General features: G+C 34.6%; 16 protein-coding genes. 8 read left to right on the forward strand and 8 right to left on the reverse strand.

Annotation, left to right across the window (positions count from 1 at the left end):
* Positions 1 to 117: 117 nt before the first annotated feature.
* The 3 genes from ABD745_RS03950 to ABD745_RS03960 all read left to right on the forward strand — a co-directional run bounded on the left by ABD745_RS03950 (position 118) and on the right by ABD745_RS03960 (position 4,004).
* Positions 118 to 993 carry a complement C1q domain-containing protein gene (locus tag ABD745_RS03950; protein WP_344825501.1) on the forward strand — a complete coding sequence of 292 codons (876 nt, stop codon included), beginning with the start codon at positions 118 to 120 and terminating at the stop codon, positions 991 to 993.
* Positions 994 to 1,188: 195 nt separating this feature from the next.
* Entirely contained in the window at positions 1,189 to 2,724 is a 1,536-nt protein-coding gene (locus ABD745_RS03955; protein WP_344825504.1) for a tail fiber domain-containing protein, read from the forward strand.
* Positions 2,725 to 2,969: 245 nt separating this feature from the next.
* On the forward strand, positions 2,970 to 4,004 hold the full coding sequence (locus ABD745_RS03960) for a L,D-transpeptidase (RefSeq protein WP_344825507.1): 1,035 nt from the start codon (positions 2,970 to 2,972) through the stop codon (positions 4,002 to 4,004).
* Here ABD745_RS03960 and ABD745_RS03965 read toward each other — a convergent pair whose 3' ends face one another.
* The 3 genes from ABD745_RS03965 to ABD745_RS03975 all read right to left on the reverse strand — a co-directional run bounded on the left by ABD745_RS03965 (position 4,005) and on the right by ABD745_RS03975 (position 6,607).
* Positions 4,005 to 4,529, reverse strand: coding sequence for a hypothetical protein (locus ABD745_RS03965; protein WP_344825510.1), 525 nt, complete (start codon positions 4,527 to 4,529; stop codon positions 4,005 to 4,007).
* 4 nt (positions 4,530 to 4,533) lie between these two features.
* Positions 4,534 to 5,859, reverse strand: a complete 1,326-nt coding sequence (locus ABD745_RS03970) for a PDZ domain-containing protein (RefSeq protein WP_344825513.1) — start codon at positions 5,857 to 5,859, stop codon at positions 4,534 to 4,536.
* 109 nt (positions 5,860 to 5,968) lie between these two features.
* The gene (locus tag ABD745_RS03975) at positions 5,969 to 6,607 is read right to left on the reverse strand and encodes an alpha/beta hydrolase (RefSeq protein ID WP_344825516.1); all 639 of its coding nucleotides are present in this window, start codon (positions 6,605 to 6,607) and stop codon (positions 5,969 to 5,971) included.
* A 245-nt stretch (positions 6,608 to 6,852) separates the two neighbouring features.
* On the opposite strand from ABD745_RS03975, the gene ABD745_RS03980 reads away from it, so the two are divergent.
* A complete protein-coding gene (locus ABD745_RS03980; RefSeq protein ID WP_344825519.1) occupies positions 6,853 to 7,293 on the forward strand; it encodes a hypothetical protein in 441 nt (146 codons plus the stop codon).
* Positions 7,294 to 7,415: 122 nt separating this feature from the next.
* Here ABD745_RS03980 and tyrS read toward each other — a convergent pair whose 3' ends face one another.
* A complete protein-coding gene (gene tyrS / locus ABD745_RS03985; RefSeq protein WP_344825522.1) occupies positions 7,416 to 8,711 on the reverse strand; it encodes a tyrosine--tRNA ligase in 1,296 nt (431 codons plus the stop codon).
* Between the two features lie 264 nt (positions 8,712 to 8,975).
* Between tyrS and ABD745_RS03990 the strand changes: the two genes are divergently transcribed.
* Positions 8,976 to 9,536, forward strand: a complete 561-nt coding sequence (locus tag ABD745_RS03990) for an RNA polymerase sigma factor (RefSeq protein ID WP_344825525.1) — start codon at positions 8,976 to 8,978, stop codon at positions 9,534 to 9,536.
* Between the two features lie 15 nt (positions 9,537 to 9,551).
* Here ABD745_RS03990 and ABD745_RS03995 read toward each other — a convergent pair whose 3' ends face one another.
* Positions 9,552 to 10,184, reverse strand: coding sequence for a hypothetical protein (locus tag ABD745_RS03995; protein ID WP_344825528.1), 633 nt, complete (start codon positions 10,182 to 10,184; stop codon positions 9,552 to 9,554).
* A gap of 108 nt (positions 10,185 to 10,292) precedes the next feature.
* On the opposite strand from ABD745_RS03995, the gene lipA reads away from it, so the two are divergent.
* Positions 10,293 to 11,159 (forward strand): lipoyl synthase, encoded by an 867-nt coding sequence (lipA, locus tag ABD745_RS04000; protein ID WP_344825531.1) that lies wholly within the window; start codon positions 10,293 to 10,295, stop codon positions 11,157 to 11,159.
* 309 nt (positions 11,160 to 11,468) lie between these two features.
* Here lipA and ABD745_RS04005 read toward each other — a convergent pair whose 3' ends face one another.
* Entirely contained in the window at positions 11,469 to 12,323 is an 855-nt protein-coding gene (locus tag ABD745_RS04005) for an AraC family transcriptional regulator (protein WP_344825534.1), read from the reverse strand.
* A 169-nt stretch (positions 12,324 to 12,492) separates the two neighbouring features.
* Here ABD745_RS04005 and ABD745_RS04010 point away from each other — a divergent pair, with 169 nt between their 5' ends.
* A complete protein-coding gene (locus tag ABD745_RS04010; protein ID WP_344825537.1) occupies positions 12,493 to 13,695 on the forward strand; it encodes an MFS transporter in 1,203 nt (400 codons plus the stop codon).
* Between the two features lie 55 nt (positions 13,696 to 13,750).
* On the opposite strand, the gene ABD745_RS04015 is transcribed toward ABD745_RS04010, so the two are convergent.
* Both ABD745_RS04015 and ABD745_RS04020 read right to left on the reverse strand, forming a co-directional pair.
* Positions 13,751 to 14,095: a mannan-binding protein gene (locus tag ABD745_RS04015; RefSeq protein ID WP_344825540.1), complete on the reverse strand. Its 345-nt coding sequence runs from the start codon at positions 14,093 to 14,095 to the stop codon at positions 13,751 to 13,753.
* Between the two features lie 174 nt (positions 14,096 to 14,269).
* On the reverse strand, positions 14,270 to 14,650 hold the full coding sequence (locus tag ABD745_RS04020) for a SpoIIAA family protein (protein ID WP_344825543.1): 381 nt from the start codon (positions 14,648 to 14,650) through the stop codon (positions 14,270 to 14,272).
* A 112-nt stretch (positions 14,651 to 14,762) separates the two neighbouring features.
* On the opposite strand from ABD745_RS04020, the gene ABD745_RS04025 reads away from it, so the two are divergent.
* Positions 14,763 to 15,968: an NAD(P)/FAD-dependent oxidoreductase gene (locus tag ABD745_RS04025; RefSeq protein WP_344825546.1), complete on the forward strand. Its 1,206-nt coding sequence runs from the start codon at positions 14,763 to 14,765 to the stop codon at positions 15,966 to 15,968.
* Positions 15,969 to 15,995 lie beyond the last annotated feature (27 nt).

Below are 15,995 nucleotides of genomic sequence, written 5' to 3' on the forward strand. Positions count from 1 at the left end.
ATAATCACACAAGCATTTTTTAAAATGATCGATGAAAGGATATAATTTTGTACAACAAACTGATATTTGATGTTATACATTCAGTATTCTTAAAATAATCATTCAAAACTTACACATATGAAAAAAAAATGTATTTTATTTATTGTATTTACAATTTTAACCTGTTCTGTAAAAGCCCAGACAGGCAATGTAGGAATTGGTACTGCCAATCCAGGTTCCAAACTTACTGTAAATGGATCTTTCGCCGCAGCGTATACCTCAGTAACAGCAAATACTTATAACGCCGGTGAAAACGATTTTTCCATTATGTGGGACGGCACAGCCAATGGCACGATTACGCTTCCTGCCTCACCCACTTCTCCGGATCGTACAGGAAGGCTGTATTTTTTTAAAAATGCTTCCACGGCTTACAACCTTACCATTGAAGGGAATGGATCTGAACTTATTGATAAAGATTTAAACACCGTCATCCAACCCGGAGAATCTGTTCTGCTTACCAAAACCAACATCAATACAGCTACAGGAATTACTTATCGGGTATTGTCCCTTGCACAATCCCAGCAACCTTATATGTATACTATTAATGGAGATGTTACACAATATGTTGCTCAGGGATCAGCAACCCAGCTTACATTCTCCAATGTAGAATACAGCACCAATGGAGGAGGAGATTTTGATCCTGCCACAAGCTCATGGACGTGTCCTCAATCAGGATGGTACAACTTAGAAGTGTATGCAGAAGTTACATCATCAACAGTTTACAGTACACATACTGCATTAATATTAGTAAAAAACGGAGCAATACAACAAAAGCTGATTGCAATTTTTACCCCCGGATATACCGTAAATTATATAGCAGGTAGTGGTACAGGAAGCCAAAAATTAAATCTAATGAAAGGAGATGTGATAAGTATTTCAGCAACACCATGCTTCGGATGTGGTTCAGATTATACATTATTTTATACAAGAAAAATGAATATCAGTAGATTATAATTATATATACAAAAGGTGATCAGGTTCTAAAAACACAAACCGAAGGCAGAGTTTCCCTCCTCTGCCTTTTTTAGTAAATCATCAGGTAAGATAATATTTTATCAACGTTGATATTTCTCATTGTTACTCATTCTAAAAACCGCTCTATAGCAATAATCATATACTTAAATAATAACTGAATAATTAAAATTAAAAATGAAAAAAAGACCTATTTTCTTATTGTTATTGGTAGCATTGAGTTCTTCTGTCTACGCACAAGTGGGTATTCATACCACAACTCCTAAAAGTTCTCTGGATGTATCCGGTAAAACTGATACGTTAGGAAATTTACTATCCACAGACATTACAGGGTTGCAGGCACCCCGCCTTACCCGTTCACAGCTTACGGATAAAGGAGACACACTCTACGGAGCCGATCAGACGGGAGCCATGATCTACATCACGGATATTTCAGGAGGGGATGTTTTAGCTCAAAGAGTTAATATAACGGCTGTCGGCTATTATTATTTTGATGGTAACGTCTGGCAAAAGATCAGTATGGGGAATAACGTTGCGGCAACCAATTGGTCTCTCGCAGGAAATACAGGAACCACAGCAGGAACCAACTTTATAGGAACTGCCGACGCCACAGATTTTGTCACCAAATCCAACGGAATCGAAGCATCAAGAGTAATCTGGGATGCTGCCAACAATGCAACCCATTTGGCGGTGGGAACCACTACTGCAGCTACAGTATCTTCACCAACAAGTGGCTCGACTGCAGAGAAAAAGCTAGCAAAACTTACGGTTGGAAACGGGGATGCAAGCATTAATTCCGTCACGGTAGGTTTAGGAGGCGGTCAGGTAGCCACCAACACAGTAGTGGGAAATTCAGCTTTAAACAATAATACTACAGGTTTTCTGAACACAGTTGTAGGAGGCAATGCATTACTTGCTAATACAACCGGTGCACGTAATACCGTGTTGGGTCATCAGGCTATGTTAAGTAATACCACAGGAGGTTTTAATACAGCAATTGGACGTATCTCGCTCCAGAACAATACTACAGGTTTGCGTAACATTGCCATAGGTGAAGCGGCACTTACAGATAACACAACCGGTAGTGGTAATATTGGCATTGGTATTACCTCGGGACAAACAAGTGGTTCGTTTACAGGAGGTAATAATATTTTTATTGGTAAGGGAAGTAACACTACAATGAAGGTGACCTCAGGGACTCTCAATATTACAATAGGCGATAATGCAGGAACAAACATAGGTGCCGGTAGCAATAATATTTCCTTCGGAACGGATTCAATGGTAGGGGTACTGGATGGCTCTAATCAAATTCAAATGGGGAATTTCAATGTTACTTCCGCCAGAGTTCAGGTCGCCTGGACGATCACTTCAGACAAAAGATGGAAGGAAAATATTACCCGTATTCCTTACGGTTTAGATTTTGTAAAAGAGCTGAAACCTGTAGCCTACCATAGAATTAATGATAAAGAAAATCCTAATAAAGAAATGGGGTTTGTCGCTCAGGAAGTGGAAGAGCTTATCCAAAAATTCGGTTGGAAAGACCAGGGATTTTTAACCAAAGACACCAATGGATATCTTGCTATCCGTTATAACGATTTTATCCCGTTATTGGTAAGAGCGGTGCAGGAGCAGGATGCCAAAATCGAATCTCAAAACACAAAAATTGCAGAATTGGAAGCCTTGGTCAAAAGCCTGGCTGCAAAAATAAAATAGAGTTAGGTAACTGTAATTGAAAACGGGTAATCCATATGGGTTGCCCGTTTGATTTTTATAGCTCGGAGACAGAAAATTTTTAATTATTTTTAATATTTTATTGGAATTAAATACGTTGCAATATTTACACAGAAGTATTTTACCCCCCCCGTTTTTTTACGGTATTTTTATCAATCACTTTTATTATTCAATTTTAGGTCTGATATTTGTATAGAATTGCAAAACTAAAAAGGCCAATTTTATTTATGAAAAACATATTTGTGAAAAAGTCATTCTTATATACCATTTTCATCGTTTTCATGCTGGTTTCATGTAAAAAAGAAATCGAAAAGATCAATGATAAGATTAACGATACGGCTTCTTCTATTACAGAAAATCAGGAAATTGAACAAGATTCGATAAAAAAAGATTCTGTCATTCAAAAAGAATCAATACCTCCCACAATGCAGGAAGATGGTTTCTATAATGCTTTTATCCTTCCGAAAGATAAAAAGATGAGAGATTCTATATATTCTGTTTTCAGTAAAAAATATTCTGAAAAGGAGCGTTATGCTATTTTAGCTTTAAACAGATTAGATTCAAAAAATAAATGGAATGCCGATACGTTGGTTGTTCCTGCAAAAATTGACACTACCTTGATGGAATATTCACCTTTTCCGATGCAGTTGGATGTATTGAGTCCTGTGAAAAAGTTTGTGGTCTTTTCGTATCCTATTCAGGCTTATGGAGTATATTCAAACGGAAGTTTGGTGAAATGGGGACCAACAAGTATGGGTAAAAAAGCGGCTAAGACAAAAACAGGTCTTACTTTTGCCAACTGGAAAAAAACTTTGGCTATTTCAACGGTAAGCAGCGAATGGAAATTACCTTATAATTTTAATATTTTTAATCTTGACGGGATCGGATGGCATCAGTATGACCTTCCCGGCTATCCTGCATCGCACTCATGTCTGAGGTTATTGCTGAAAGATGCAAAATGGCTGTACAGTTATGCAGATACCTGGGTTTTAAATCCGGGAGGAGCAACAACAAAAGCAAAAGGAACGGCTGTTTTGGTTTATGGAGATTATGGCTGGGGTAAAAGAAAACCCTGGAGAAAGCTATTAAACGATCCTAATGCGAACAGTGTTTCTGTGGAAGAAATGACAAAAATGATTGAACCGAATATCGAAAAAATATTGAAAGAACAGGATAACAGAGAAAAAGTGGTAGATTCCATAAGAGCTGCAAAAGCAGTGCTTGAGCAAATGCCGCAAACTCCGAAAACGGTTGCCCCTTAATTAATCCATTTTTTCAAAGTGTAAAGTAGATTCTTCGGCAAATCTTCTCAGTTTCAGCATTTCTTCTTTTCCTTTATATCGTCCGAATCTTGCAGCAGCGTAAGTAATAGCAATACAGATGAGCATAAGAAAAGAGGCGTGAATTGCCCAGGGAAAATCATGACTGTTGATCTGTTTTTCGACATAATACATCGAGAAAAAAGTCATCCAGAGGATTGAGAAAGAGAAATATAGAAACATAAAGAAAGTCCAAACTGCGGAACTGGGTCCAAAAACACCCCGTATCGCAGTTTTTTCGTCTTCAATTTCGATTCTTAAAGATAATCTTGGTTTCCAGTAATTATCATATTTGGTTTCTACACAGATGGTTGCAACTTCTTTGTTGATATTTCCTGAGAATTCTTCTTTATGTTCTGCGAGATATTTTTTTAGATTTTCGGCATATTCTTCTTTAGTTAAATTAGTAAACATTTTGAACCTCGGTCGGCTTCTGATCTTATCTAATGTGGTTTCTTCGGTATTCATAGGATTATTCTTGATAAGGTATTGGATCTTCTAAAGTAAAACTTAAAGTCATTTGCTTATTTTTTCTTTCAATAAGCATTTCTATTGTTTTTCCTTCTTCGGATTTCATCATTTCCATGATTTTTTGTAAAGTCATATCTGCAGTTTTCTTGCCATTAATAGTGATTAGCCTGTCATCTTTTTGTAATCCGGATTTTGCGCCCGGCGAGTCTTTTCGAACTCCGGCGATAGAAAAAATAGGCTTTAAAACAAAATTATACTGCAGGCTGTTATTGATGACCTCAACTCCAGTGTTTGGATTGTCTTTATTTTTTGTAGCAAGAGTTACCATATCTTTTGTCCATTCCATTCCATCTTGTTTAAAATCCAGACCGCTCATGTTAAAATGAAATGGGTCATCAAAATTTCGGTTTTTCTTTAGATACACTTTCTGATTGGGATAATCAAAAGCTACCGTGAAACGTCTCATAATATCTCCACCAACAGAACCTTTTCTGTTATCAACCATATTTACATGTTGAATAGAATATTCATCAGGCATTGCCGTGAGTGGTTTTTCAAATTTAAAATCACCCAAATAAAAGTTGTGAATTCTGCTTCTTTTCCCATAAACATCACCATTGAAACCTCTTCCTAAAAAATCATCAATATTAGGACGGTTATAAACAAAATCTTTGATTAAAGTAGGGAAGAGCCAAATCGGATCGCTGTTTCCAAGGTCTATTAATAATTTTGAGTTTTTTCTTTCATTGGTCATTTCCACATCAGCGAAAATGTAAGGTTTGTTTCTTTCGATGCTGATATTGAGTTCACTAAAATTTCTTATCCTTTTCTTAAATAAATTTTCGTCATTATAAATGGTGATTTTCTTTGAAGTATAGTCGATAACAACTGGATGATTCTTGAAAAAATGATACCCGATAATGCCGTTTACAGGGATTCCTACATGAGAGGAAATATTAAAATCCTGATCTACAATAATATAAAGTGCCATGGAATAGCTGACATAATCTTTTCCGCTTCTGGCAATATTATTTTCTGAAATAAAACCATCAATACTCGCACTTCCTCCCAATCCTGAAAATTTCATCTTTTCAAGATTAGTAAGCTTTAATTCTTTATTTTCCAGACTGAAAAGAGAAGTTTCTGCAACACCTGTATCCAGTAAAAATGTTAGATCTACACCATTTACATTAAGAGGAATAAAAATTAAGTTGTTGATTAATTTAAAAGGAATAACTGTTTTTTTTGCATCCTGAACTTCAAATGAATTTTGAGCATTTATAAAAATGCTTACGAAAAAAATCCAAAAAAAATGCTTCAGTTTCATTTACTGAATTTACTGAATTTATCCTTATCATAAATAAAAAACATTCCCAAAATTGAGAATGCTTATGTATTTTATAATGAATTAAAATAAATGTTTAACTTTTCATAAATTATTTCGAAAAGAAATCCATCAGATCCATATAATTTTTCTGATTCACGCCATGTCCGCTCATGTATTCCCTGAAAGTAAAATAACAACTTAAATCATACAGAAGATCTGCCGCTTTTTTGCCCCATTCAAAAGGAATCACAGCATCATCCGTACCATGAGAAACAAAGAAACGAAGTCTTTCCAGCTTTTTCTTGTCTTTTACAATGTCAGTTAATAATTTTTCTTCAGGATAGCTGCTTAGACACGCAACATAATTGAACATTTCAGGATATTTTAAAGCTAAGGCATAACATAAAATTCCACCCTGACTGAAGCCGCAAAGGTGAGTTTTTCCTTCCGTGATGCCGTAATGATTTACAATTTTTAAAATGCTTTCCAAAACGCTGTTCAACGATTCTGTTGCCTGTGGAACATCTACAAAATTATCAGGATTGTTGAAGTCTATGTCATACCACGAATATCCTTCAAACTGAGTTTCTCTTGGTGCTCTGAAGCTCACAATAATCCAGTCTTCAGGAAGTGTTTCTCTAAAACTGAAAAGATCCTGTTCATTGCTTCCATAACCATGAAGCAAAAAAAGGATAGAGGTCTTTGAAGTAATATTTTCGGGCTCTCTTACGATGTAATCTAAATTCATAAAGCAAAGGTAAATAATAATGATTTATTCTGATTGAGTAATATAAAAATGAGACCATTCAAAATGTTGTGACAATTTGTCTAATTCCGAATTTTTGAATCTTCAAATATTTAAACAGAAATTGCGTTGTAAACATTTATTGATTTGATATTATTTAGAAATCATTGTTAGAAAATTTTCATAAAAGTTATTTTTATATTGATAAAAAACCTATATTTGAAACATTAAAAAATCTATTTGGAGAAATGAAGCAATTTTACAAATCAAAAAGTTTACTTAGACTTTCTTTTTTATTCGCCGTATTATTTTCAGTAATTTCAGTTGTTAATTCTTGTAAAGATGACGACGATGATGAATTTACAGATCATATTGTTCAATTTGAGGCAAAAATCAATAACGGAACTGGTACTGGAACAGGCGCTTTTAAAGCTGTTGTTACTCAAGTAGGAACTGCTCAGGCTACAACTTTTAACCCCACAGGATTTACCTGGACGAGTGGTGAGCAGTTTATAAGCTCAAGCCAGTCTCAGTTGAATTTGTCAGCAAATGCAATTCTTCCGAATACAGATTCTAAGCTGACTGTTAATATTTGGATTGACGGGGAGATTGCTAAAACTATGACTGTTAATGGTAATGGTTCTAATGTTGTAAGTGTTGCAGTTACGCACAGCTTCTTAGAATTATAAGAAATTATCTTCCTTAAAAATATAAAGATCATCTTTTTAGATGATCTTTTTTTATTTCCATTGGGAGAAACTAAGGCGCGAAATTGAAAATTTCGCGCCTTAGTTTTATATTATATTAAAGATTAAATCACTTTTACAATGAAGTAACTTTTTTTACCTTTTTGCAGCAGCAAAAATTTTCCATCGATTAAATCTGACTCGTTCGCTGTATAAACTTCATTAATCTTTTCCTTGTTTACAGAGATTGCATTTCCTTTCAATTCTCTTGTTGCTTCGCTTTTAGATTTCAGAAAACCTGATTTTTCAGAAAGCAGGTCAACAATATTTACTCCCAAAACATCTGCTTTTGCAACTTCTTTTTGAGGAACTCCATCAAAAATTTCCAGGAAAATTTCTTCATCAAGACTTACCAAGTCTTCGGCCGTAGAACGTCCGAAAAGAATTTCAGAAGCTTTCAGAGCCTTTTCATATTCTTCTCTTCCATGAACCCAGACTGTAACTTCTTCTGCTAATTTCTTCTGTAGTTTTCTTTCGTGTGGAGCCGTTTTGTGTTCTTCAATTAATGTTTCAATTTCCTCTTTGCTTAGGAAAGTATAGAATTTAATGAATCTTTCAGCATCATCATCGGTTGCATTTAACCAAAACTGATAGAATTTGTAAGGTGAAGTTTTCTTTTTATCTAACCAATAATTTTCTCCGCTTTCAGATTTTCCGAACTTTGAGCCGTCTGCTTTTGTGATCAAAGGAACTGTTAATGCAAATGCTTCTCCTTTAGCTTTTCTACGGATTAATTCTGTACCTGTAGTGATATTTCCCCACTGGTCAGAACCTCCCATTTGAAGTTTTACGCCATTGTTTTGGTATAAATGTAAAAAATCATATCCTTGAATTAACTGATATGTAAATTCAGTAAAACTCATTCCGTCAACACCCGCTTCTCCGGAAAGTCTTTTCTTCACAGAATCTTTCGCCATCATATAGTTGACTGTGATATTTTTTCCCACGTTTTTAGCAAAATCAAGGAAAGAAATATTCTTCATCCAGTCATAATTGTTCACCAATTCTGCTTTATTGATTTCATTACCATCAAAATTTAAAAATCTTGAAAGCTGATTTTTTAAACAGTCAACATAATGTAAAAGAGTTTCTTCATCCAAAAGATTTCTCTCTGCAGACTTTCCTGAAGGATCACCGATCATTCCTGTAGCACCGCCCACTAAAGCAATCGGTTTGTGGCCGTGCTGTTGAAAGTGAGCCAGAATTTTTATCTGAATAAGACTTCCGATATGTAAAGAATCTGCGGTAGGATCGAACCCGATATAGGCAGTTGTCATTTCCTTATCCAGTTGCTCATCCGTTCCGGGCATCATGTCGGCAAAAAGCCCGCGCCATTTCAGTTCTTCAATAAAAGAGTTCATTATTTTCTGCTTTAAAATTTAATGTGCAAAGATAATAAATTCAGGGTTATAAAGAGTGGAAAAGCAAATAAGTGAATTGGTTCATGATTAGAAATTCTTAGACGGAACTTGAACATAACTATATTAAACTCTATAATAAGAAAAAATAGTAATGTCATGCTGATCCTGTCGGAGCATTCTCAAAATAAAAACTTAATATTATGAGACTTATTTGCTAGTTATCTTATTTGTCTTTTCTTCAAAAATCAATTATATTTGTTAATAATGAACGACGAACAATTATTCCAGCTTATCGGGAAAGCGAAGGAAAAAGACCAGAAAGCTCAGACAAAGCTCATCAACATTTTTTGGGTTGATGTCTTTTCTTTTGTAATGAAAAAAGTTCATGATGAAAATGATGCGGATGAAATTACAGTAAATGTTTTTTCAAAAGTTCTGTCAAAATTGGATATGTTCGATCCTCATTTCCAGTTTAAAACCTGGATTTTAACCATCGCTCAAAACACGATTATCGATTTTTGGAGGAGAAGAAGTAGAGAAAATCAAGATCCTACTGAAAACTTGGATGAAGTAAAAAATCAGTACGCAAAATCTCCTGAAGAATTAATGATTTCGGATGAAGAACAGAAAAAAATCATCAAAACTATTGAATCTTTAGATGCTAATTATCAGGATATTATCAAGTTAAGATTTTTTGAGGAAAAAAGTATTAAGGAAATTGCAGAAGAACTGGGGATTTCTGTTGCCAATACAAAAGTTCGCGTAATGCGTGCCAAAAAAGTCCTGGCAGAATTATTGAAAAATAATGATTTTGAGGATAATTAAAATCTGTGTAAAAGCTTATAGATATACGTCTTCTTTTGTTTTTGGCAGCGTAATTTTTCGTTGCTTATCTTGATTTCTGTTTTGAAGATTAATTTTCAATCCTTTTTTAATAAAAGTTTCCTTTTTAGATTTACCATATTCAGTTGTATTTTCAACTTCTTTTTCAAATGTTAATTGTCCGGTTGAAAGATTAAAGTCTACATCCGTCCAATATTCTTCTGGTTTTCCGCTGCTGGATGAGTAACCGATCAATTCAAAATGTCCGTTCTGAAACCTGTATTTGTCTGTATAACCCCATTTCCAGCTGCTTCCTCCGGCCTGAGTAATTTCTAATATACCATTTTTTATTTCTGTACTTTGATAAGGGTCTCCCATCATTCCGCCATCGTTACTTTTCAGAATAGCATTTCTGGACTTCTCCAAAACTGACCATTTTCCATTATGATTTTTCAGAATCTGTATTTCACGGATATTTCCGTAATCAGTAGTATCTTTTGTATTGTAAATAATGACTTTTTCAGGAATTTTATCTCCGTCCAAATCACCATCAACCGATTCAATTATAGTTGAACCTTTCGGTTGAAATTCTTTTTGAGCAAAACAAAATGTACTGAAAATAAGAGTTAGAAAGCAAAGTGTAATCTTCATGAAAAAATATTGATGCTTAAAATTACGAAATTATCTGTTTCATCAATGTCTGTCTTTGATTGTTTCGATAAAAAAATCACTAACTTTGAACCTCAATTTGAGAAATAAATGGAGAATTTAGTTCAAGATACAACCGTTCAAAAACCAAAATGGATTCGCGTAAAACTTCCTACCGGAAAGAATTACAGAGAGCTAAGGACTTTGGTTGATAAATATAAATTAAATACAATTTGCCAAAGCGGAAGCTGTCCAAACATGGGAGAATGTTGGGGAGAAGGTACAGCAACTTTCATGATTTTAGGAAATATCTGTACAAGAAGCTGTGGATTTTGTGGTGTAAAAACCGGAAAACCGCTTGATGTAAACTGGGATGAGCCTGAAAAAGTGGCACGTTCAATCAAATTAATGAAAATCAAACACGCGGTTTTAACTTCGGTTGATCGTGATGATTTGAAAGATATGGGGTCAATTCTTTGGGGGGAAACTGTAAACGCAGTAAGAAGAATATCTCCCGGAACAACGATGGAGACTCTAATTCCGGATTTTCAGGGACTGACAAAACATCTTGACAGAATGGTAGATGTTGCTCCTGAAGTAATCTCTCACAACATGGAAACCGTAAAACGTTTAACAAGAGAAGTTAGAATTCAGGCGAAATATGAAAGAAGCCTTGAAGTTTTAAGATACCTGAAAGAAGCCGGACAAAATAGAACGAAAACCGGATTAATGCTTGGTTTGGGTGAAGAAAAACATGAAGTTTTTCAGACGATTGAAGACATCAGAAATGCGAATGTAGATGTTATCACGATGGGGCAGTATTTACAGCCGACTAAAAAACATTTGCCGGTAAAAAAATTCATAACGCCTGAAGAATTTGAAGAATTCGGGGATTTTGCGAGAAGCTTAGGTTTCAGACACGTTGAAAGTTCGCCTTTGGTTAGAAGTTCTTATCACGCAGAAAAGCATATTCATTAAAAATATAAATCGCTTCAATTTTTGGAGCGATTTTTTTATGTCATTGCGAGGAGCGAAGCGACGAAGCAATCACTTTAAGATATTCAAGACAGGCTCCATAGGAATCCAAGCAAAGATTTTAGAATTATATATCTGATAAATTTGTCTAGATTCCTACGGAATGACAAACTAAATGCTAAATTTCATTGTTGCTCGAAACGCCCTTGCGAACGGAAAGATATTCATCACACTATTAAAAAATCTTTGTGCTCATAGTGTTAAAAGTAGATTCCTCCTTTATCAGAATCACACAATAAATGTTTTAAAAAATTATCCTTCAACCTTACTCAAATGCTTTTTCTTAAAAGCAGAAGGTGTTTCTCCGATGTATTTTTTAAACAATTTATTAAAATAAGAAAGGCTCTCAAAACCCACCTGGAAACAAACTTCAGTAACGCAGGAATTCTGCAGAAGCAATAATTTCGCCTGATTGATTCTGTAATTATTCACAAAATCGGTGAAAGTCATATTCGTTTGTTTTTTGAAATAACGGCAAAAAGCAGGGGTACTCAAACTCACGTTTTCAGCAATTATATTTACATTCGGATTTTTATCATAATTTTCATGAATGTAATCGTAGATGGTTCCCATCCGGATTTTATCATTCAAAAACCATTTAATTCTGGTATCTTCATCGTTCAGTTCTTTTACTTCATTTGAATTGGCTAGAATCTGTAAAATTTCAATCAAACCGATAAAAGATTCAAAAGAATTTTCATCTTTAATCTGATGAAGTTTTTCAACCACTGTTTTTTTTGTTTCTCCTGAAAATGATAAACCAAGATAAGAACGTTCCAGCAATTTTTTAATAGTATCAAATTCAGGAATCGGAAAAATAAGTTCCTGAAGAAAATTTTCTCTCATTTGTAGTACCAGCTGCTTACATTCTGTCTGAATCCGATAATCAAAATTAAGATGAGGAACATTGGAGCCAATTAACAACAGATCACTTTCTTTAAAATCAGAAATGTTTTTCCCGACATGACGGATTCCATTTGACGCTTCAACGTAAACAAGTTCTATTTCAGGGTGATAATGCCAGAAAAAACAGTTTTTTAATGACGGAGAAAAAAGCTTAAAAGATTTACCTTCTTCAAATTGAATTATTTCTTTCTGAATTTTCATTAGGTTCTCATTTGATTAATAATTAATTTAAATTTAATTAAAAAGGTTAATACAGAGCAAATTTATATCATTTTTGTTAAAGTATAAATGATTATTTCTATCGAATTTTGCACTTTCAAAAGATGGAATTAATTATTCCGTTCAAAATAATCAATCAAAAGGAACTAAAATGAAGATAGATAAAAGAATTATACCATTGGCAATCGGTGGTTTGGGAATTGGAACTACAGAATTTACCATTATGGGATTGCTTCCTGATATGGCAAGAAGTCTACAGATCAGTATTCCTGAAGCTGGACATTTGATTTCTGCCTATGCTTTTGGAGTTGTAGTCGGAGCGCCGCTTTTGATAGGATATTCAGTGAAATTTCCTCCTAAAAAAGTTTTGATGGCGTTAATGGTTATTTTCACTTTGTTCAATGCTTTGTCTGCTATTGCACCAGGTTATAATACAATGTTGGTTATCCGATTTTTATCCGGACTTCCTCATGGAGCATTTTTTGGAGTCGGAACTGTGGTTGCAACCAGAATGGCGGCAAAAGGGAAGGAGGCGTTTTATATTTCATTGATGTTTACGGGGCTTACTGTTGCCAATCTTGCGATGGTTCCTTTAGTAACTTATATCGGACATGCTTTCCACTGGAGATGGTATTTTGCGATTGTTGCAGTGATTGGGCTGGTTGCTTTAGCTTTTATAAAATTTTGGCTTCCCGCATTAGAAGCAAATCAGGATACTCATTTCATGGAAGAACTGAAATTTCTTAAGAAAAAACAGGCTTGGCTGGTTTTGATGATTACGGCAATTGGTTTTGGCGGGCTTTTTACTTGGTTTAGTTATATAACTCCTTTGATGACAGTTGTTTCCGGGATAAAAGAAAGCCAGATGGCGTATGTGATGATTCTTGCGGGAGCCGGAATGGTGGTAGGAAATCTTGTCGGAGGATATTTATCAGACAGGTTAAGTCCTGAAAAAACTTGTGTTTTATTATTGTTTTTAATGATGTTTTCTTTGGCTGGAGTATTTTTCCTATCAGAATATCAAAACGTATCATTAGCTTTAACATTTATTTGTGGAGCATTATCAATGTCTGTGGCAGCGCCGATTAATATTATGATGATGAAAGCAGCACCGAAAAGTGAAATGATGGCTGCAGCATTTATGCAGGCAGCTTTTAATTGTGCCAATGCAATGGGAGCATTTTTGGGAGGAATTCCTTTGGAAAAGGGATATTCTTTTAATTATCCTTCTTTGGTAGGAGTTGGAATGACACTTATTGGACTGGTTATTGCCTTCAGATATAAGCAATTATACAGTTCACAAAAGATGAAAGAAAAAGAAATCATTACAGAATGTATTTCCTGTGATCAATAAAAAAGAAAAGAAGCTGTTTCAAACGAAACAGCTTCTTTTTTGATTTCTTTAAATTTTAGAATTTAAATACACAGCCGCAAACGCTCATTTTGCCTTCTACAACTGTTGTCCATTGTCCGTTCCACGTACCTCCGTAAGAAGCGCAGATTGCCGGGCAAATTGCTTTAGCATCTTCGTCGCTCCAGATCGGACCCGCCAAAACATTTAAAGTATACTCTGAGTCACCTGTCGGCTGAGTATTCAGCTCAACTTCGATAACGCTCATTTCTCCTTCAACAATGGTAGACCATTGCCCTGTGAATTTTCCTAAATGTGCGGCTGCAATACGTCCGCCTAATTTTTGTGCCTCGTCATTGCTCCAAAGTGGTCCTGCAATGATGTTGATTTTGAATGTTGACATGATTTTTAGTTTTTGTTTGTTTAACATTACAAATGTAATCACAGTAAAGGGAAATAATTGTAGTATATTGTACTAAATTGATAATTAGGTGTTTATACTTAATGTGTTGATGTTTAGATAAATAAAAAAGACTGCCTAAAAGACAGTCCTCCGTTTGTTTTTATAATAAGCATGTTAAGCTTCTACTTCATTGCCGTTTTTGCACCAATAAAGAGCATTGTAAAGGTTTTCCTTTGGAAAAGACTTAAATTCTCCAGGCATTAAAACGCTAAAAATATCCGTGAAATTCTGAACTCCTTCTTTGTCTGTGACAATGGCTGTTCTATTCCACTTTGTTAAATTTTTCAATCCCAAAAGAGCGTCCTGCAACCATGCACCCATTGTAAAATTATCAAGATCAGTATCAAGATACAATAAATAATTCAGTTCATTATACTCACTTACTTTCTCTTTTACATGTGGGACAACAAGATTTTCAAAATCTTCTTTCGTCACTTCGCCCGTTGCATTGAAAGCCGCAACATTCTCCGGAGCATCTGGAATAATCGTTATCATATCGTTATTTTTAATGTGGTTTGGTTTTAGGTTGATAACAAAAATTAAACCATTATTTAATTTTTTATGAGTGGAAAGGCTCAATTCTTGTTTGTTTAGAGAAAATATTACTATGAATCTTAAATCTAATGAACCTTTCTGGCTTTTAAAAAACGGATTGATTGTCTCGTATCCATCTTTAAAATCAAATGAAGAATGTGATGTTTTAATTATCGGGGGCGGAATTACGGGAAGTTTAATTGCCCATCAGATGGTAGCCGAAGGTTACAAAACAATTCTTATCGATAAACGTGAAATCTGTAATGGAAGTACTTCTGCAACGACTTCGATGCTTCAATACGAAATCGACGTTCCTCTTTTTGAATTGATTGAACAAATTGGTGAAAAAGGAGCTATTGCAAGCTATAAGGCATGTTCCGACTCTATTGATAAGATTGAAAAACTCTCAAAAGAAATTAAATCAAATTCGGGTTTTAAAAGAAAAAAATCACTGTATTACGCAGCCAAAAAGAAAGATGTTGATTGGTTGAAGAAAGAATATAAAGCAAGAAAAGATGCAGGATTTGATGTAAAATGGCTCGAATCAGATGAAATCTTAAAACAATTCGGTTTTGAAAATACTTTTGGCGGAATTTTATCAAAACAGGGAGCAAGTATTGATGCGTTTAAATTTTCTCATGAATTATTTAAATTAAATGAAAAAGAAGGCCTGAAAATTTTCGATAAAACCGAAATGACGAAGGTTGAATATTTTAAAGGATATAACTTGGTTACGGTTGATTCCGGATTTCAGATTAAAGCTAAAAAAATTGTTTACTGTATCGGATATGAAAGTAAAAATCTGATCAAAGAAAATTTTGTCAATTTAAAAAGTACCTACGCAATCGTCTCTGAAATTGATCATGATAAATTCAAAAATATTACAAATACGTTGGTCTGGAATACCGATGAACCTTACATGTATATGCGTACAACGGATGATGCGAGGTTGTTAATCGGCGGTGGCGACGAAGATTTCTATGATTCGAAAAAACGTGATGAACTTTTAGATAAAAAGGAAAAAGAAATTCTGAAAACGCTAAAGAAAATAAAACCTGACTATCATTTCTACACAGATTTTGTCTGGGCAGGAACTTTCGGGGAAACAAAAGACGGGCTTCCTTACATAGGCGAACATAAAAAGTTTAAGAATTCTTATTTCGTTCTTGGGTTTGGAGGAAACGGAATTACTTTCTCCGTGACAGGAATGGAAATGGTTTCAGAGTTTTTGAAAGGTAAAAAACATCTGCTTTCGAAATATTTTAAGTTTGGAAGATAGATTGATTTAAATGGGGTTTCAGGGTTT

This window comes from Chryseobacterium ginsenosidimutans (genome assembly GCF_039536845.1).
Classification (GTDB): Bacteria; Bacteroidota; Bacteroidia; order Flavobacteriales; family Weeksellaceae; genus Chryseobacterium; species Chryseobacterium ginsenosidimutans_B.